This is a genomic window from Tardiphaga alba (assembly GCF_018279705.1).
GTDB lineage: Bacteria > Pseudomonadota > Alphaproteobacteria > Rhizobiales > Xanthobacteraceae > Tardiphaga > Tardiphaga alba.
In genome coordinates this window covers 209,299-227,390 of record NZ_CP036498.1, presented here as the reverse complement: position 1 = coordinate 227,390, position 18,092 = coordinate 209,299, and the positions used below count along the sequence as shown (strand labels likewise).

The following is an 18,092-nucleotide window of genomic DNA, read 5'->3' as shown; positions in this document are numbered from 1 at the left end:
ATAGCCGATGGGGCGCGACAAAACGCGCATGCATTGGTTGGGGCGGACATGAATTTCAGCAGCAAGACTTTCTTGGCGACGACGGCACTCGTATCTCTGGCATTCCCTGCGGCAGCGCAGAATGCCGTTCCACTGAATGAAATTATCGTCCAGGGCACGCTCGCCTCATCAGTTCAAACCGCAAACGACCTGCGACGTGCGGCGCCAAACTCGAAAATTATCATCGAGGCCGAGCAGCTCAATCAATTCAACGACCAGAGCGTCGGCGACGCGATCCGTCGCCTGCCGGGCGTCACCTTCCCGCGCGTCAACCGTTCGCGGGACATCAAGCTGCGCGGGCTGGGCAAGGAATACACGCAGGTTCTGCTCGACGGTCGGCCGATCATCGACGGTGATTCCAGCCGCAACATGGAGGTCGATCGCATTCCGACGATCTTCGTCGAGCGCATCGAAATCACGCGCAGCCCGCTGGCGTCGCAGGACTCGCAAGGCTCTGCGGGCACCATCAATATCATCACCAAGCGCAATTTCGGACCTTCCGGCGGCGGCATTTCGCTGGGTGCCGGACATGTCGAGAATTTCGGCACCGCGGGCGATGCGTCGGGCTGGACCGGCGGCCAGACCGGCCCCGTGAAATACTTCATCGGCGGCGGCTATCAGCGACGCCTGCTGGAAGAGAGCAACAACACCTATAATTACACAGGCGCAGCCGGAACGACGCCAAACCGCGCGACGATCCAGGATCAGAAGCGCACCTTCGACGAATATACGGCGCTCGGTCGCTTCGAATTCAAGGCCAACGACGTCAATACGTTCACGGTGGCGCCAACCTACCTGAAGACCGAGGAACGGCGCGCGCAGAGCGAGAACCGCACCAATACGGCGATGACGTTTGTCGATCGCAACACCACAGAAGTGCGCAACCGCGTCCGTGAAAACTACGGCAGCTATTTCGAATGGGCGCAGACCCACAACAATTTCGTCAGCAGCAAGATCTTTGCGGATGTCCAGCAGGCACGTGAAGACACTGCGCGCGACAGTATACAGACATCCTACAATGCGACAGGAATCGTGACCGGCGTGGTCCCCGGCTACACATTCAATCCCGTCACCCTCACGCGCGTTGCGCCCGGCGCAGCCGTCACCACGCAGTGGGATGGACACACGTTCGAAAGCGGAATGGGCCTCAATCGCCTGACACGCGGCGAGAACGACGGCGGCCGCGCCGACGGCTCACGCACCTACGACATTCGCGAGGACGTCTATTACGGCTATCTGAGCGACAGCTTCTCGATCCTCGGCACCGATAAGCTCACCGCGGCCGTTCGCGTCGAGCACAGCAACACGGCGACCACGGATTTCCGCGGCCTGGAAACCGAGCGCACCGAAACGAACCTCAACCCGTCTCTGAACTACAAGATCGCACTGGCACAGGACACCGATCTGCGCGCCGGCATCGCGCGCACCGTACGTCGCCCGGATCTGCGCGATCTCACGCCGACCGTACGCCGAGGCGGCGGAACGCCCGGCGACCCTGATACGCGTGGCAACCCCAATGCAGTCCCTGAAAAGGTCTGGGGCGCGGATCTCGGCGTCGATCACTATTTCTATCATCGTCTCGGAATCCTGTCAGCCAATGTGTTCGCGCGCAACTTCGAGGACAAGCTGGAGCGCCGACTGACCCAGGGCTACACGGGCGAACCGACGCGCTGGATTTCCGATCTGCGCAACGCCGGCAATGGCAATGCCTATGGCCTCGAACTGGAAGGCCGCATTCCGCTGCGCATGTTGAGCATGCCGAACCTGACCCTGTGGTCGAATGCGACGCTGATCAAGACCGAACTGACCGACCCGCAGACGCTGCAGACACGCCGTTTCGCCGAACAGCCCGACGCCATCGTCAATGTTGGCCTTGACTACTATGTCGAGGCATGGCGAACGACGTTCGGCCTGAACTATAATCGGTCCTTCGCCTATTCGCAGGATATCCTGCAGACCGGCACAACGGTGAACACGCTGTTCAACCAGCGCACGGAATACAATGCACTGAACAGGCTCGACTTCTCCATGAAGATCGCGCTGACGCCGAATGCCAGCATCTCGTTCTCGGCACTGAACCTGACCCGGCCGCTATTCCGCACGCGGCAGACGACCTACTCTCCGGCGGGGGTCATCACCAACGTCGCCAATTACGAGGAGCCATCGCACAGCCTGTATTATGTGCGCACCAGCTTCACCTGGTAAATCGATATCGTGGCATCGTGCTCTCACTGCGCGATGCCGCGATATGGAATAGCTTCGCTGCATCGCGTCAACGATGCGATCGCAATCTCGCCGCGACACGCGATTCTTCATCTACGCTTTTGCTTGCCAGCCCGCGCTGGTAGGCGCAGCATGCCGGCGCACGCGCGATCAATCGTGTGGCCCGTCGTCTGACGGCTAACAAAAGCATAATGTTGGAGGAACGCATGACTTCAGACGTCTCGCGACGTTCGCTGCTCGCACTCGGTGCAGGACTGGGTGCAGGGCTTGGCGCAAACCTCATCGCTCCCGGCCTGATCGGCAGCGCATCGGCGAAAGCGCCGAAGCTCGGCACTCAGGCGCCATACTTCCATCGCTTCAATTTCGGTGACGCTGAAGTGTCCGTCGTGTCCGACGGGCCGCTTCCGCTGGGTGATCCCTCCGGCACCTTTGTCGGTGTGCCCAAGGAAGACGTGCAGAAAATGCTGACGGACAATTTCCTGTCGAGCAGCAACGTCATCCTCGAACAGAACGTGCCGATCATCAACATGAATGACAAACTCATCATGTTCGACACCGGCATGGGCACGTCGAAACTTTTCGGCCCCACCACCGGCCGTCTGATGAAGAGCATCGCCGAAGCCGGCATCAAGCCCGAGCAGATCGACGCCATCGTCTGCTCGCACGCGCATATCGATCATATCGGTGGCATTGTCGGTGCCGACGACAAGCCGCTATTCCCGAATGCGCAGGTCTATATCAGCGAAGAAGATTTCAAGTTCTGGACCGACGAGGGCAAGATGGGCTCGCCGCTCAAGGACTTCATCGTCCATGCGCGCAAGAACCTGATGCCGGTGAAGGACCGCCTCGTCTTCTTCAAGGACAATCAGGAGTTCCTGCCCGGCATCACCGCCATGCATGCGCCCGGCCACACCTTCGGCCACCACATGTTCATGATCACGTCCGCAGGAAAGTCCTTCGCATTCCTGGGCGATCTCACCCACCATCAGGTGCTTTTGCTCGAGAAGCCGCGCATGGAGTTCTCTTATGACTCCGATCCGAAGATGGCGGCCGCCTCGCGCGTGAAGATGCTGGACATGCTCGCGGCGAACAAGATCGCCGTGATGTCCTATCACTTCGCATGGCCGGGCTACGGTCATGTTGTGAAAGCCGGCGATGGCTTCCGCTACATCGCCGAGCCGATGATCATGAACCTGTAAGAGCGCGAAATGTCGATAGCGATCCCGCGGCGCTAGACGTCGCGGCATCGTCCGATGATCGATCCGTGAACGAATTGCCCGCTAGTGCGGAGACACCGGCCTTGTGAATTCGAAACGTATTTCGACCGGCTTTCTTGGCTGCATAGAGCGCCGCGTCAGCCATCACATTGAGCTGTGCGGACGGCGTATGATGGTCCGCTAATGCGATGCCAATGGATGCACCGATCTTCAATTGATAGCCGCGATATTCCATGGGATAGCCCAGATGCGCGATGATCGCACGGGCAGCGTCGGATGCTTCGGCAAGCCGGGCATCGGGGCCCAACAATACGGCAAATTCGTCACCGCCGATTCGCGCGACAAGCTCTGCACTAGGGCAGACATCGCGGATTCGCTCTGCCGCTTGCTTCAGGCATTCGTCACCGGCGGCATGGCCGAGGCTGTCATTCACAGGCTTGAATTCATCAAGGTCGATCAGCAGCAAGGCACCGAACGGGCGGACACGCTGTGGCGATGCATGATCCAGCAACGACAACCGTGACTGAAACTGGCTGCGATTGGCGAGACCCGTCAACACGTCGAATTCGGCGAGATAACGGGTACGATCGGCGAGCAGCTTCTCTTCGGTGATGTCCTGCTTCATGCCGAAGATACGGACGGCAACACCATCGACGGACTCGACCGTTGCCGTGATCCTGATCCAGCGCCGGATACCCTTGAAGCTGATGATTTCAGCATCGAGCGTGAAGCCGGTGCGGTCCTGGATGGCCTTGCTGCGCCGCTTGGTCAATTCGCGGACGGATTCTTCCGGATAGCATTTGAGCGTTGCGCCACGCTCGGGCATCACCCCGCGCGGGAGATCGAAGATGTCATAGACCACATCGGTCCAGGTGAGCGCTTCGCTCGGCAATTCGCATTCCCAGACGCCGATGCGCGCGGCTGCGGAGGCCCGGTCAAAAATCTTCTGGCTATGGGCGAGTTTCGCGGCCTGCCGTTCGAGTTCGGCCTGCTGAGCCGCGAGCTGTGCCCGCAGAGTAGCAATCAGCTCGGCGTCGTCGGAAACGGCGATTTGCCTGGACGGGCAATCTGACATGCGGCGGGGACTCGGACTTTGTCGTCACTTGATTCTTGTCATGCTTCGCATGGCCGAGTTTATGAATTGCTGCAAGCCGATCAATAACGATCGCGACGATGTGCAACAGCCCATCTAACGTTCTTGTCGTCATCGCGATACGCTGCTACCTTTGATTGAATAGCAGAGGTGGCTTGATGCAGCATGTCGCGACGGTCGCATTTGAGGGGATCGAGGCCCGCGCGGTGGACGTGCAGGTTCAGGTCGTGCCGGGCCTGCCGAATTTCATCATTGTCGGACTTCCCGACAAGGCCGTCTCTGAAGCACGCGAGCGGGTGCGTGCAGCTTTGACCGCATCTGGCCTCGCACTGCCCGCTCGGCGCATTATCGTCAATCTCGCGCCGGCCGATCTCCCCAAGGAAGGCAGTCATTACGATCTGCCGATCGCGCTCGGGCTGATGGCAACCATCGGCGCGATCCCGCATGACGCGCTCGCCGGCTTCACCGTGCTCGGCGAACTCGGCCTTGATGGATCGCTGGCCCCGGTGGCCGGCGTATTGCCGGCGGCGATCGGCGCCAATACACGCGATGAAGGACTGATCTGTCCGGCGGTTTGCGGCTCCGAAGCTGCATGGGCAAGCCCGGACATCCAGATCATCGCAGCACAGTCGCTGATCCAGATCGCCAATCACTTCAAAGGCACGCAAGTGCTGTCGCGGCCACAACCGAAGGTCCAGACCCGCGAAAACTCACTGCTCGACCTCAAGGATATCAAAGGGCAGGAGAGCGCAAAGCGGGCGCTGGAGATCGCAGCAGCCGGCGGTCACCACCTGTTGATGATGGGGAGTCCGGGCTCGGGGAAATCCATGCTGGCCGCGCGGCTGCCGTCCATCCTGCCCTCGCTATCGCCCGCGGAATTGCTGGAAGTCTCCATGATTGCCTCCGTTGCCGGGGAAATCCGCGACGGTGCGCTGACGGCCCGCCGGCCATTTCGCGCACCGCATCATTCCGCCAGCATGGCCGCGCTTACCGGCGGTGGGCTGCGTGCGCGGCCGGGCGAAATTTCGCTCGCACATCAAGGCGTGCTGTTTCTGGACGAGCTGCCCGAATTCGACCCCCGCGTACTCGACTCCCTGCGGGCGCCCCTGGAGAATGGCGAGGTTGCGGTCTCGCGCGCCAATCACCGGGTCACCTATCCCGCGCGCTTCATGCTGGTGGCGGCCATGAATCCATGCCGCTGCGGACACGCCTTCGAGCCCGGCTTTTCATGCAAGCGCGGACGGATCGACCGCTGTACGTCGGACTACCAGACCCGCATCTCCGGCCCGCTGATGGACCGTATCGATCTGCGCATCGAGGTGCCGCCCGTCACCGCCGCAGACCTGATCCTGCCGCCGCCGTCGGAGGGCTCTGCCGAGGTGGCCGCGCGCGTTGCCGTAGCCCGCGATATCCAGACCGCGCGCTACGCTGCTACGGGTCTCCCGGGCACGCATACGAATGCCTCCGCGCCGGCATCGGTGCTGGAGACCGTTGCACAGCCTGATGCACAAGGGCTCGCCCTGCTGAAAGATGCCGCCGAGACCATGCGGCTCAGCGCGCGCGGCTATCACCGCATCTTGCGTGTGGCGCGCACTTTGGCTGACCTCGACCGTGCCGAGAGGATCGGCCGGCTCCATCTCGCCGAAGCACTGTCCTACCGAGCTTTGGCGGACGAGGTCCGAAACGCCGCCTGACCGCTGCAACGAATGCGCGTATCGTCAACCTGACGGTAACGAGTTTTGTTTACGCTTCGCTCACCATACCCCGCATTACGGGGATGAGAGCGAGTTGTGTATCATGCTGCGTTTCAAGATTTTGGCTTCGACGATTCCGTTGGCCATTGCGGCCTTCCTCGCCCGCGGCGAGCTGTTTGCCTCGACGCAGCCTTGCATCTCTGCCGGCGACACCACCGTACAACTCGCTGCATTGCCATGGCAGGCACAAAGCCATGTGAGTTTTACCGACGACCCCGCCCGCGCCACCATCCGCGTGCAGATCGTCGATAATGCCGAGAGCGCCGACTTTGCGGTCATCGATGACACGGATACCGACGAGCCCGGTGCATGCTCGGTCAGTGCAGCAACACGTTTCATCGGCATCACGTCATCTGCCGCCAGCACGGATCCGGTGATCTACCTGTCCGACAATGACGGCGCGGATTACAGGATCTACGTGAAGTCACGCAGCTTTTCCGCTCGCGATGCGGCTGCCCTCATTGTCGGCGCGCGCACCAAGGCCCCGGCACGCCTGGCCGAAGCGAACCTGTAATCGCGTTTACGCTTCATCAACCATGACGATAGCGGCGCGGTAACATCCGCTCCGTTGAAATCAGTTGGCAATCTGATCCACCGATCATCGTCCTATCCCCCGATCCAGACCCGCGGACGCACACATCAGCGTCCGTCGCATCGATCAAGCCGGAGTGGCGCGTCGTGAAGAGAGGCATTTTCCGGATCAAGGTCCTCATGCGCCGCTTCGCCCGCCGCTTTCCGTGGCTGGCCTTCCTCATTCGCTCCTTCGTGATGTTTTCGGCCGCCTTTGGCGGCGCCTATGGGTTCATCTCTGCCAGCGCCTCGCCGACCGCGGGCTACGATCCGCACGCTTTTGCCATCGGCGCCAGCTTCCTGTTCGCACTGGCCTGCGTGGCTCTCGTCACCATGAGCATTCGCATGCGCTTCCTGCAGAAGCGGATGCGCAAGGTTTCCGCGCTCAATGAAGCATTGGTCGATCGCAACTGGGAACTGAAGGAGGCCGAGGAACGCGCACGGCATCTGTTCGAGGCGCAGGACGATCTCATCGTCATCCGCGACCAGGCCGGCCGCATCACCTATGTCAACGACGCCTATTGCACGCTGGCGGAGACGCCGCGCGACGCGCTGGTGGGCAGCGCTTTCGAACTCACCGTGCTGGAGCAGGGTGACAGCGCCCATGAGCCGAACGGCACCTCGATCCATGATCAATGCATCGCCAGCGCCACCGGCCCGCGCTGGATCGCGTGGCGCGAGGGCATGGTGCGGATCGATGCCAACCGCCCGGCCGAACTGCAAAGCGTCGGCCGCGACGTCACCGATCGTACCGAGACCGAACGCGCGCTGTCCGATGCGCGCGACCATGCCAATGCCGCGAACCGCGCCAAGTCGCGCTTCCTTGCCATGGCGAGCCACGAAATCCGCACGCCACTGAACGGCATTCTGGGCATGAGCGGACTGCTGCTCGACACCCAGCTTTCGCCGGAGCAGACCACCTATACCCGCGCCGTGAAGACCTCCGGCGAGTCGCTGTTGTCGCTGATCGAGGAACTGCTCGATTACTCCAAGATCGAAGCCGGCAAGATTGATCTCGACTACCGGCCTTTCGCGCTCTCCACGCTGATCGAAGACATCACCGAATTGCTGGCACCTCGTGCACAGGCCCGCGATCTGGAAATCGCCGCCTATATCGATGAGCGACTGCCGCTGGAGGTGATCGGCGATTCCGGGCGTCTGCGGCAGGTGCTGCTCAATCTCACCGGCAACGCCATCAAGTTCACGAACAAAGGCGGCGTCGCCGTCATCGTCGAACCCGGTATCTGGCCGAACGAAATCAGCTTCATCGTGCGCGATACCGGTATCGGCATCGCGTCCGACGCGCAGCAGCGCATCTTCCGCGAATTCGAACAGGCGGATGAGCGAACCGCGCGGCATTTCGGTGGCACCGGGCTCGGACTGTCCATCAGCGAGCGCATCGTCAAGCGCATGAACGGCCGCATTACGCTGCAAAGTGCGCCCGGCATCGGTTCGACCTTTGAAGTCTCGATTCCGCTGGTTGCCTCCAACGACCGTGCCGAGGCCTTCCTGCCACCGGATCTCACCGGCCAATCCGTGATGCTGGTCGCGCCGCAGAGCATCGAGACCTCGTTGATCGCGCGCCGGCTGGAGCGCTGGGGCGCCGCCACCTGCATGGTGTCCGACCCGGAAGTGGCGCTGGCGCTGATGCCGGAACGCACCTGGCGCGCAGTCCTGATCGATCGCGCGCTCGGCGCCGATGCATTTGAGCGGCTGAGCGAGCGTGCGATCCCGCACGCGACGCAACGCATCGGATTGTTCACGCCAGCAATGCGGCACGAATTGCAGCCGACGGCGACGACAGGGCTGACCGGTTATCTGATCAAACCGTTGCGCGCGGCATCCCTCGCGAAGCTGCTCGACATGCCGGCACATGCACAGGCGACCATCGAGGAAACCGAATCTACGGCCAGCGAGATGACAGCGGGCGAGGGACTATCGATCCTCGTTGCCGAAGACAACGAGATCAATGCGCTCCTGATGCGCTCGCTGCTGACGCGGCTGGGGCATCGCACGGTGGTGACGACCAATGGCGAGCAGGCGCTGGAATCCTGGCTTGCCTCGGATGCGGCAGGGACACCGTTCGACCTGGTGCTGATGGACATCCAGATGCCGAAACTCGACGGCATCGAGACCGCAAAGCGCATCCGCGCCCGCGAAGCCGGCCAGCGCGTGCGGCGGACGCCGATCCTGGCGCTCACCGCGAATACGCTGGTGGAAGATCGTTATGCCTGTTTCGAAGCGGGGATGGACGGCTTCCTGCTGAAGCCGCTGGATCGCGAGAAGCTGGAAGAGGCGCTGAAGCATCTGGCCACCGGCCGGCAACTGACGGTGTAGGTAGCGACCACACTCCGCCCTCATGGTGAGGAGGCGCCACTTGGCGCCGTCTCGAACCATGACTGGCCGGGCTCCTGAGCGTGCCGCCATCCTTCGAGACGCACTTCGCGACTCCTCAGGATGAGGGGCGAGCTTGTGACCACCTTTCCCCCGGCTTCCCTGTCATCCCTTCGCAACACACCCGTCACACCTCTGTTGACCACCCGTGATGTCTGGAGCGGATAGGCCGCGTTGATTCGCGTGGGGCTAACCGCGGCCGGGTGAAGTCGGGGATTGGCTATGCACGGCAATGAATTCGTTCGAGCGAAGCCAGCGACTATCAAGCCGGGCGTCATGCAGATGTTGCGGCCGCAGAACATGGCACTGGCGGCGCAAACCGCGATCACCTGGTTCAAGCCGCCATTCCATTTCGATCCCGCCAATTTCAATCTGAATGGCGCGCCCTCGCTCGGCCGGATGGGGCCGCTGGAAGTGCGCCTCGCCCAGGACAAGCGCGACGTGAAGCGCGCGCAGCGCCTGCGTTACAAGGTGTTCTACAAGAACGGCACCGCCATCGCCGACGCCGCCACCATGCTGGCGCGGCGCGACAAGGACGCGTTCGACAAGATCTGCGATCACCTGCTGGTGGTCGATCATGCCGCCAAGCCGACATTGTCGGGTCGGCAGCCGGTGGTCGGCACCTATCGCCTGCTCCGCCACGAAAGCGCGATGAAGCACGGCGGCTTCTATACCCAGAGCGAATTCGATCTCGATGGCGTCCTGCACAGCCATCCCGGCCTGCGCTTCCTAGAGCTCGGTCGTTCTTGCGTGCTGGAGCGGTATCGCACCAAGCGCACCGTCGAGCTGCTCTGGCAGGGCATCTGGAGCTATGTGAAGCAGAACCGCTTCGATGTGATGATCGGCTGCGCCAGCTTCGAAGGCACCGATCCGGACGCGCTGGCGCTTCCGCTGTCATTCCTGCATCACCATGCCCGCGCCCCCGAAGAATGGCGCGCGCGTGCGCATGGTTCGCGCTATGTCGAAATGAACCGGATGCCGAAGGAGGCCATCGATCAGAAAGCCGCCCTTCGCGCGCTGCCGCCGCTGATCAAGGGCTATCTGCGCATCGGCGCGATGATCGGCGATGGTGCCGTCATCGATCACCAGTTCGGCACGACGGATGTGCTGATCGTGATGCCGGTGTCGGCGATCGGCGCCAGATATATCGAGCATTTCGGCGGGGAAGCGAAGGCGGCTTGAGCTTGCCTCGCTTGTCATCGCCCGCGAAAGCGGGCGATCCAGTAACCGCTGCCGTCTATAACGACACGCCAACGCCAGTGTGTACTAGGTTGCCCGGTCGAGCCGGGCAACGACAGCAAAACTAAAGCCGCCGCAGCGCCACGTTTTCGATCACGTGGTCAGCACCCTTCTTCAGGATCAGCGTCGCGCGCGGTCGTGTCGGCAAAATGTTGTCTTCGAGATTCGCTAAGTTGGTGCGTTCCCAGATCGCCAGCGCCGTTGCCGTCGCCTCCTCATCCGACAGCAGCGCATAGCGATTGAAGTAAGATCGCGGATCGTGGAACGCGGTATCACGCAGCGCCAGGAAGCGCTTCACATACCATTCGCGCAGCACCGGCTCGTCGGCATCGATATAGACCGAGAAGTCGAAGAAATCCGAGACGACAGGCACCGCCTTGCCGTCGCGCGGCAGGCGGCCGGCCTGCAACACATTGACGCCTTCGACGATCAGGATGTCGGGTTGATCGATCTCGACGAATCTGTCGGGCACGATGTCGTAAGTGAGATGCGAATAGACGGGCGCGCGCACATTGGTGCGGCCGGCCTTGATGTCGCTGAGGAACTGCAGAAGCAGCGGTAGATCGTAGCTTTCCGGAAAGCCTTTCTTCTGCATGATGCCATTGCGCTCGAGCACCGCATTCGGAAACAGGAAACCGTCGGTCGTGACGAGATCAACCTTCGGCTTCGGCGACCAGCGCGCGAGCAATGCCTGCAACACGCGGGCCGTGGTGGACTTGCCGACCGCGACCGAACCGGCGACGCCGATGATATACGGCATCTTGCGATCTTCGATATGCAGGAATTTGCGCTGCGCGATATAGAGCCGCTGATGCGCGCCGACATACATCGAGAGCAGGCGCGACAGCGGCAGATAGATCTCCTCGACCTCGCGCAGATCGAGACGATCATGCATCGAGCGCAGCGCCGCGATCTCATCGGCATTGAGCGCCATCGGCATGTCGTCGCGCAACTTCGACCACTGTTGGCGTGTGTAGTTGCGATACGGATCGTATTTCTGCTCGGGGGCCCGCATATCCATTAGAGTTTCCTACTTGAAAGGCCGAGTTCTTCAGACTTCTGCCCCTGAAACGTCAGTCGCTCTTGCGTGACGCCTTTTCCTGCAATCCGGATTGATGCGTCCGCGCGCCGAGCGCGGCCTCCACATCCTGAATGGTGATGCCGCGCGACTTCAAAAGCACCAGCAGATGAAACAGCACGTCGGCGCTTTCATTGATCAGGTCGGTGCGATCGTCATCGACCGCGGCGATGACGGCCTCGACGGCTTCCTCGCCGAATTTCTTGGCGCAATGCACCGCGCCCTTGTCGAGTAGCTTCTTCGTATAGGAGGAATCACCATCCGCTGCCGCGGCGCGGGCATCGATGGTGGCGGCCAGATCATGCAGCGTGAAGGACATCGATGAGCCTCTCTACGGGTCGAGCCGCATCGGCAGCCCGGCGCGCACCATGTGGTCCTTGGCCTGACGAATGGTAAATTCACCGAAGTGAAAAATCGAGGCGGCAAGCACGGCCGTAGCGTGGCCGGACCTGATACCTTCGACCAAGTGATCGAGGTTGCCGACGCCGCCCGAGGCGATCACCGGTACGGCGACACTGTCGGCAATGGCGCGGGTCAGTTCGATATCGAAGCCGGTGCGGGTGCCGTCGCGATCCATCGAGGTGAGCAGGATTTCACCTGCGCCCAAGGACACGACTTCCTGGGCGAATTCGATGGCGTCGATCCCGGTCGACTTGCGGCCGCCATGGGTGAAAATTTCCCAGCGCGAACCTGAGCGCTTCGCATCGATGGCGACCACGATGCACTGGTCACCGAATTTCTCCGCGGCTTCCTTGACGAACAGCTTGTTGGCCACCGCGGCCGAATTGATCGACACCTTGTCGGCACCCGCGCGCAGCAGCGCCTTGATGTCATCCACCGTGCGGACACCGCCGCCAACAGTCAGCGGCATGAAGCAGGCCTCCGCCGTGCGGCGAACCACATCCATCATGGTGCCGCGGTTTTCATGCGTGGCGTTGATGTCGAGGAACGTCAGTTCGTCCGCACCGGCCGCGTCATAGGCGATCGCCGCTTCGACGGGATCGCCGGCGTCGCGCAGATCGACGAAATTGACGCCCTTCACCACACGGCCGTCCTTGACGTCGAGGCAGGGGATGACGCGGACCTTGAACATGGTTTTGTCCTATGCGGCCTTGATCAGAGCGAGCGCTTCCGCGGGATCGATACGGCCGTCATAGAGCGCACGGCCGGAAATGGCGCCTTCGAGTTTTTTCGCCCGCGGCGCCAGCATCGCCTTGATGTCAGCGATGGAAGCGAGACCGCCCGATGCAATGACAGGAATCGAGATCGCATCGGCGAGCGCAATCGTCGCGTCCCAGTTGATGCCCTTGAGCATGCCGTCGCGAGCGATGTCGGTGAAGATGATGGCGGCGACGCCGGCATCTTCAAAACGCTGCGCGATGTCCAGCGCGGTGACGGTGGACACGTCCGCCCACCCTTCCACCGCAACCTTGCCGTCGCGCGCATCGAGACCGACGGCGACGCGGCCGGGGAATTTCTTCGCGGCTTCCTTCACCAGCGCGGGATCGCGCACTGCGGCGGTGCCGATAATGACGCGGGCGATGCCCTTGTCGAGCCAGGCCTCAACGGTTGCGAGATCGCGGATGCCACCGCCGAGCTGCACGGGAAACTTCACGCGCTTGAGCATGGCTTCGACCGCCCCGGCATTCACCGGCTTGCCGGCAAAGGCGCCGTCGAGATCGACCACATGGAGATATTCGAACCCCTGATCCTCGAACGACTTCGCTTGCGCGGCAGGGTCGAGATTGAACACGGTGGCGCGCGCCATGTCGCCTTGTTCGAGGCGAACGCACTGGCCGTTTTTCAGGTCGATGGCGGGAAAGAGGATCACGGCTTCCACTTCAGAAAGTTGGAGATCAGAGCCAGGCCAAATCGCTGGCTCTTTTCGGGATGAAACTGCGTGCCGATGGCGGTGTCGCGGCCGACGATGGCGGTGATCGGCCCGCCATAATCGGCGCGCGCGAGCACTTCGCTCTCGTTCACGGCATTGAGTTGATAGGAGTGCACGAAATAAGCGTGGCGGCCTTTCGGACCGAGCGGCAGGCCGTCCAGCACAGGATGCTCGCGCAGCACTTCCAGCGTATTCCAGCCCATATGCGGGATCTTCAGGCTCTCATCGCGCGGCGTGATCTTCTCGACATCGCCGGCGATCCAGTTGAGCCCGTCCGTCGTGACATGCTCCTTGCCGCGCGTCGCCATCAATTGCATGCCAACACAGATGCCGAAGAACGGCCGCGCCTTGTCGCGCACCGCTTCTGTCATGGCATCGACCATGCCGTCGAGCTCGTTCAAACCGCGGCGGCAATCGGCGAAGGCGCCGACGCCGGGCAGCACGATACGATCGGCGCGAAACACCTGATCGGGATCACGGGTCACAACAATCTTGGGCGGCACGTCCATGCCGCGGGTGGCGCGCTCGAAGGCTTTTGCAGCGGAGTGCAGGTTGCCGGAGCCGTAATCGATAATGGCGACGGTCACCGTGTCACTCCCGGTTGCGGAAACAGGCCGATCACGTCATCGGGCCCGCGGGAAAACGGCTGGGCCGGGACGCGCCGGGTCGGCGGCGGGGCGCCGCGATCGGTCGAATAGGAATCGTCACGCTGGCTCGATGCCCAGCGATCGAAGAAGCGACGCTCGGCCGCCTCCGGATTGTCGGCAACGACTACATCGAGCTGCTGCCACTTGCCACGCGAATAAGACCAGCGGCGCAGGCTGGAGGCTTCGAAGCCCATCAGCAGCGCGACCAGAAACATCACGATGCCGCGCAGGCCGGCACCGACGCCAAGCTTCGACAGTGCGATTTCGCCGATGAAGGACAGCACGAGATAACCGATCAGCGCCAGCCAGAGCCGGTGAAACAGCAGCCAGAACGGGCCGGCGATGAAAGCCCAGACGTGAAAACCATCACGCACGAAGACGAACTTGTCCGTCGCCGCCAATGGCGATGTCTCGGCGCTTTTCGGCGCATGAACTGTATAGACCGGCATGCAAACTCCGTCCTCTCAGCCGTCATTGCGAGGAGCATAGCGACGAAGCAATCCAGTTCTTGGCTTTCTGGATTGCTTCGCTGCGCTCGCAATGACGAGCCTATCAACCGCCGAGCTGACCCTTGCTGGAAGGCACTTCGCCGGCATTGCGCGGATCGATGGCAACCGCCGTCCGCAATGCCCGCGCCAGACCCTTGAAGCAGGATTCGGCAATGTGATGGCTATTGTCGCCATATAGGGTTTCGACGTGCAAAGTCACGCCCGCCTGCATGGCGAAGGCGGTGAACCACTCGCGCACCAGCTCGGTGTCGAATTCACCGATCTTGTGGGTCGGGAAGGCGGATTTGAACACCAGAAACGGACGGCCAGAAATATCCAGCGCCACCCGGGTCAGGGTCTCGTCCATGGGCATATAGACCGAGGCATAGCGGGTGATGCCGGCCATGTCGCCAAGCGCCTGCTTCACGGCCTGGCCGAGGGCGATACCGACGTCTTCCGTGGTGTGGTGGAAATCGACATGGAGATCGCCCACCGCCTTGACGGTGATGTCGATCTTCGAATGGCGGGCGAGCAGGTCAAGCATATGGTCGAAGAACCCGATGCCGGTGGTCGAATTCGACACACCGGTACCATCGAGATTCACGGAGACCTCGATCTGGGTCTCCTTGGTGGCGCGCTTGATCGTCGCCTTGCGCATCGAATGGGCCTCTTGCTGGCTGAAAACGCGGTCTTTTAACAGGGGGATGACAGGGACGCCACCGCAGTGCGGCGGATTCGGAAGCGATCTTGCGGCATATGGTGACCGGAATCCGGTCTTTGGGCCGCATTTGCATCCATCCGCCACCGTGCCTAGATCAGACCCTCACGAGGATACCCATGAGCAACCATTCTTCCGCCTCCGGCGATGCATCGTCCCTGATCTGGCACGGCACCACCATTTTGACCGTCCGTAAAAATGGCAAGGTCGTGGTCGGCGGCGACGGGCAGGTCTCCATCGGCCAGACCGTGATCAAGTCCAATGCCAAAAAGGTCCGTAAACTGGGCAAAGGCGACGTGATCGGCGGCTTTGCCGGCGCCACCGCCGACGCTTTCACCCTGTTCGAGCGGCTGGAAGCCAAGCTGGAACAGTATCCCGGCCAGCTCACCCGCGCCGCCGTCGAGCTCGCCAAGGACTGGCGCACCGACCGCTACCTCCGCCGGCTCGAAGCCATGATGATCGTGGCCGACAAGTCGGTCTCACTGGTCCTCACCGGCACCGGCGACGTGCTGGAGCCCGAAGCGGGCGTGATGGCCATCGGTTCCGGCGGCAACTACGCGCTGGCGGCCGCTCGTGCATTGGCCGACACCACCGACCAGGACGCCGAAAGCATCGTCCGCAAGTCGCTGGATATCGCCGCCGATATCTGCGTCTACACCAACCGCAATCTCACCATCGAAACGCTGGATGTCGGCTGATCGATGACCGCGATCGGGGGCGAAACAGGTTCTTCAGCGCGCCCCGCCTTCAGCGCCGGGCGCTTTGTCCTGATCGTCCTCGGCCTCCTGATCGCGCAGGCCGTCATCCTCTACGCGATGGGGCGGCTGCCAATCTGCGCCTGCGGCACGATCAAACTCTGGCACGGCGTGGTGCTCAGCTCCGAGAATTCGCAGCATCTCACCGACTGGTACACGCCATCCCACATCCTGCACGGCTTCATCTTCTATGCACTGACCTGGCTGGTGATGCCGCGCTTTTCCTGGATGGCGCGCCTGATCGTCGCCATGCTGATCGAAGGCGGCTGGGAGCTGCTGGAGAATTCGAGCTGGATCATCGAGCGCTACCGCGCTGGCACCATCTCGCTCGACTATTACGGCGACAGCATCGTCAATTCGATCGCCGACACTGTTTCGATGATCACCGGCTTCCTGCTGGCGCGCAAGCTGCCGGTCGCCCTCACGATCGCCATTGCCCTGTTGTTCGAAATTCTGGTCGGCCTGCACATTCGCGACAATCTCACTTTGAACGTGATCATGCTGATTCATCCGTTCGAAGCGATCCGCACCTGGCAGGCTGGCCCGCCTATCATCTGACCCGCTTGTCCCGGTAACCCTGGAAACCTACGTAAAGCCTATGACCGACTTCTCCCCCCGCGAAATTGTTTCCGAACTCGACCGTTTCATCGTCGGCCAGCACGACGCCAAGCGCGCGGTCTCCATCGCGCTGCGCAATCGCTGGCGCCGGCTGCAGCTCACTGGCTTGCTACGTGAAGAAGTCCTGCCGAAGAATATTCTGATGATCGGACCCACCGGCGTCGGCAAGACCGAGATCGCGCGCCGCCTGGCAAAACTCGCCGGCGCGCCGTTCCTGAAGGTGGAAGCGACAAAATTCACCGAGGTCGGCTATGTCGGCCGCGATGTGGAGCAGATCATCCGCGATCTGCTCGAAGTCGGTATTGCGCAGACCCGCGAGAAGAAGCGCAAGGATGTGCAGGCACGCGCGCAGCTCGCCGCCGAGGATCGCGTCGTCGATGCGCTGGTCGGCGCCAATGCCAGCGCGGCGACCAAGGAATCGTTCCGCAAGAAGCTGCGCAATGGCGAACTCAACGACAAGGAAATCGAGATCGAGGTGGCGTCATCGGGCGGCCCGTCGATGTTCGAGATCCCCGGCATGCCCGGCGCGCAGATGGGCGCCATCTCGCTCGGCGACATTTTTGGCAAGATGGGCAAGCAGACCAAGACGCGGCGGCTGCGCGTGGAAGATGCGCATGAGCCGTTGGTAAGCGAGGAAGCCGACAAGCTGCTCGACAACGACCAGGTGGTGCAGGAAGCAATCTCGGTGGTCGAGAACAACGGCATCGTGTTCCTCGACGAGATCGACAAGATCTGCGTGCGCGATGGGCGCAGCGGCGGCGAAGTCTCGCGTGAAGGCGTGCAGCGTGACTTGCTGCCGCTGATCGAAGGCACCACGGTTTCGACCAAGCATGGCGCGGTGAAAACGGAGCACATCCTGTTCATCGCATCCGGCGCATTCCACATCGCCAAGCCGAGCGACCTGCTGCCGGAATTGCAGGGTCGCCTGCCGATCCGCGTCGAACTGGATGCTCTGACGCGCGACAACATGCGCCGCATCCTCACTGAGCCGGAAGCATCACTGATCAAGCAATATGTGGCGCTGCTGCAGACCGAAGGCGTGACGCTGGAATTCACTGATGATGCCATCGATGCACTGGCAGATGTGGCTGTGGCAGTGAATTCAACCGTCGAGAATATCGGCGCACGGCGTCTGCAGACGGTGATGGAGCGGGTGCTGGACGAGATTTCCTTCACCGCTCCGGACAAGCATGGCGAGACCATCCGCATCGATGCCGATTATGTGCAAAAGCATGTGGGCGATCTGTCGAAGAATACGGATCTGAGCCGGTTTATTTTGTAACCGAACACTCTCACTGTCATCGCCCGGCTCGACCGGGCGATCTAGTAAACGCGATCTCGATGATACACTCTGTCGGTGTTTACTGG

General features: G+C 61.8%; 17 protein-coding genes. 9 read left to right on the top strand and 8 right to left on the bottom strand.

Annotated features, from left to right (window positions below; all coding sequences use genetic code 11):
- The first annotated feature begins 48 nt into the window (after window positions 1–48).
- Window positions 49–2,244: a TonB-dependent receptor plug domain-containing protein gene (locus RPMA_RS01085; protein WP_211911103.1), complete on the top strand. Its 2,196-nt coding sequence runs from the start codon at window positions 49–51 to the stop codon at window positions 2,242–2,244.
- Window positions 2,245–2,468: 224 nt separating this feature from the next.
- Window positions 2,469–3,461 carry an MBL fold metallo-hydrolase gene (locus RPMA_RS01080; protein WP_211911102.1) on the top strand — a complete coding sequence of 331 codons (993 nt, stop codon included), beginning with the start codon at window positions 2,469–2,471 and terminating at the stop codon, window positions 3,459–3,461.
- Here RPMA_RS01080 and RPMA_RS01075 read toward each other — a convergent pair.
- Window positions 3,448–4,554, bottom strand: a complete 1,107-nt coding sequence (locus RPMA_RS01075) for a diguanylate cyclase domain-containing protein (RefSeq protein ID WP_211911101.1) — start codon at window positions 4,552–4,554, stop codon at window positions 3,448–3,450. The genes RPMA_RS01080 and RPMA_RS01075 overlap by 14 nt on opposite strands.
- 173 nt (window positions 4,555–4,727) lie before the next feature.
- Here RPMA_RS01075 and RPMA_RS01070 point away from each other — a divergent pair, with 173 nt between their 5' ends.
- From RPMA_RS01070 to RPMA_RS01055, 4 genes are all read left to right on the top strand, one after another.
- Window positions 4,728–6,266: a YifB family Mg chelatase-like AAA ATPase gene (locus RPMA_RS01070; protein WP_211911100.1), complete on the top strand. Its 1,539-nt coding sequence runs from the start codon at window positions 4,728–4,730 to the stop codon at window positions 6,264–6,266.
- A 103-nt stretch (window positions 6,267–6,369) separates the two neighbouring features.
- Window positions 6,370–6,840 (top strand): hypothetical protein, encoded by a 471-nt coding sequence (locus RPMA_RS01065; RefSeq protein WP_211911099.1) that lies wholly within the window; start codon window positions 6,370–6,372, stop codon window positions 6,838–6,840.
- A 197-nt stretch (window positions 6,841–7,037) separates the two neighbouring features.
- Window positions 7,038–9,233, top strand: coding sequence for a response regulator (locus RPMA_RS01060; protein WP_211913372.1), 2,196 nt, complete (start codon window positions 7,038–7,040; stop codon window positions 9,231–9,233).
- A 279-nt stretch (window positions 9,234–9,512) separates the two neighbouring features.
- Entirely contained in the window at window positions 9,513–10,472 is a 960-nt protein-coding gene (locus RPMA_RS01055; protein ID WP_211911098.1) for a GNAT family N-acetyltransferase, read from the top strand.
- A gap of 121 nt (window positions 10,473–10,593) precedes the next feature.
- On the opposite strand, the gene coaA is transcribed toward RPMA_RS01055, so the two are convergent.
- The 7 genes from coaA to hisB form a co-directional block, all read right to left on the bottom strand.
- The gene (gene coaA, locus RPMA_RS01050) at window positions 10,594–11,550 is read right to left on the bottom strand and encodes a type I pantothenate kinase (protein ID WP_211911097.1); all 957 of its coding nucleotides are present in this window, start codon (window positions 11,548–11,550) and stop codon (window positions 10,594–10,596) included.
- A gap of 52 nt (window positions 11,551–11,602) precedes the next feature.
- Window positions 11,603–11,926 carry a phosphoribosyl-ATP diphosphatase gene (locus tag RPMA_RS01045; RefSeq protein ID WP_211911096.1) on the bottom strand — a complete coding sequence of 108 codons (324 nt, stop codon included), beginning with the start codon at window positions 11,924–11,926 and terminating at the stop codon, window positions 11,603–11,605.
- Window positions 11,927–11,938: 12 nt separating this feature from the next.
- Window positions 11,939–12,700, bottom strand: coding sequence for an imidazole glycerol phosphate synthase subunit HisF (gene hisF, locus RPMA_RS01040; protein WP_211911095.1), 762 nt, complete (start codon window positions 12,698–12,700; stop codon window positions 11,939–11,941).
- 9 nt (window positions 12,701–12,709) lie between these two features.
- Window positions 12,710–13,447 carry a 1-(5-phosphoribosyl)-5-[(5-phosphoribosylamino)methylideneamino]imidazole-4-carboxamide isomerase gene (hisA, locus tag RPMA_RS01035; protein WP_211911094.1) on the bottom strand — a complete coding sequence of 246 codons (738 nt, stop codon included), beginning with the start codon at window positions 13,445–13,447 and terminating at the stop codon, window positions 12,710–12,712.
- The gene (hisH, locus tag RPMA_RS01030; protein WP_211911093.1) at window positions 13,435–14,085 is read right to left on the bottom strand and encodes an imidazole glycerol phosphate synthase subunit HisH; all 651 of its coding nucleotides are present in this window, start codon (window positions 14,083–14,085) and stop codon (window positions 13,435–13,437) included. Before hisH ends, hisA begins: the two co-directional genes overlap by 13 nt.
- The gene (locus tag RPMA_RS01025; RefSeq protein WP_211911092.1) at window positions 14,082–14,594 is read right to left on the bottom strand and encodes a DUF2628 domain-containing protein; all 513 of its coding nucleotides are present in this window, start codon (window positions 14,592–14,594) and stop codon (window positions 14,082–14,084) included. The genes hisH and RPMA_RS01025 overlap by 4 nt, the downstream gene beginning before the upstream one ends.
- Window positions 14,595–14,697: 103 nt before the next feature.
- Complete coding sequence (hisB, locus tag RPMA_RS01020) at window positions 14,698–15,291, bottom strand: imidazoleglycerol-phosphate dehydratase HisB (protein ID WP_211911091.1); 594 nt, start codon at window positions 15,289–15,291, stop codon at window positions 14,698–14,700.
- Between the two features lie 179 nt (window positions 15,292–15,470).
- On the opposite strand from hisB, the gene hslV reads away from it, so the two are divergent.
- From hslV to hslU, 3 genes are read left to right on the top strand one after another with little or no spacing between them, the layout of a single operon-like run.
- Entirely contained in the window at window positions 15,471–16,049 is a 579-nt protein-coding gene (gene hslV, locus RPMA_RS01015) for an ATP-dependent protease subunit HslV (protein WP_211911090.1), read from the top strand.
- A 3-nt stretch (window positions 16,050–16,052) separates the two neighbouring features.
- Window positions 16,053–16,664, top strand: coding sequence for a DUF2585 domain-containing protein (locus RPMA_RS01010; RefSeq protein ID WP_211911089.1), 612 nt, complete (start codon window positions 16,053–16,055; stop codon window positions 16,662–16,664).
- A 40-nt stretch (window positions 16,665–16,704) separates the two neighbouring features.
- Window positions 16,705–18,006, top strand: coding sequence for an ATP-dependent protease ATPase subunit HslU (gene hslU / locus RPMA_RS01005; RefSeq protein WP_211911088.1), 1,302 nt, complete (start codon window positions 16,705–16,707; stop codon window positions 18,004–18,006).
- Window positions 18,007–18,092: the final 86 nt, after the last annotated feature.